The 645-nt window shown below is 45.1% G+C and carries 1 pseudogene; it reads right to left on the reverse strand.

The features are described from left to right. Positions 1-237: 237 nt before the first annotated feature. A pseudogene (locus R7Z47_RS25315) lies at positions 238-627 on the reverse strand (glycine zipper family protein). Between the last annotated feature and the right edge of the window lie 18 nt (positions 628-645).

The raw sequence follows: 645 nt of genomic DNA on the forward strand, positions 1-645 counted from the left end.
TTTAATTGAGTAACCGGTCGCATCCATGACTCGGCGAATTCCTGTTTTACCTGGCTTCAAAATTGGGCCTTAATTCTTATTATTGGTTGATTGATGTGTGTTAGTACCGAAATGCACCAAATTGCGATCTGAGACTAATCGGTTAGACGTGAAACATTTGTGAATATGGGTGCAAGCAAAAAACGTCACGTTTGATTTGATGAGTAAGTACTTTGGTTGTGTGGTTTAGACTAATGATTAATCAAGGTCGTATACGGTGTAACCTTTATTTTGTAGGCATTTGCGTAGCACGAGAGCTTGTGTTTTGGTGGAATCATTCGCGCCACCTAAAGCGCCTGCACCAGCACCGACTGCGCTACCAGCTACTGCGCCAACAGCTGCACCGCCAATACCATCTTCAAGAGCACCTGCCGCGGCACCGATTAATGCGCCAGTCATTGCACCATTGGTTGCGTCAGATTTAGCGGCTTCTGTTTTGTCGACTTTCTCTGCGTAACCTTGGCAGTAGGCAAAATCTTGTTCGTATTGCGCTTGGTCAACATTCGTCATGTGTCAAACAGGCATCTGGTTGTATGCACATGCTGCAAGTGAGGAAGAAAGGCCAACGAGTAAAAGTGGTTTATACATGGGGTGAATCCATTAAGT

The organism is Vibrio sp. 1641 (assembly GCF_033339995.1).
In the GTDB taxonomy this organism is placed as follows: Bacteria; Pseudomonadota; Gammaproteobacteria; order Enterobacterales; family Vibrionaceae; genus Vibrio; species Vibrio alginolyticus.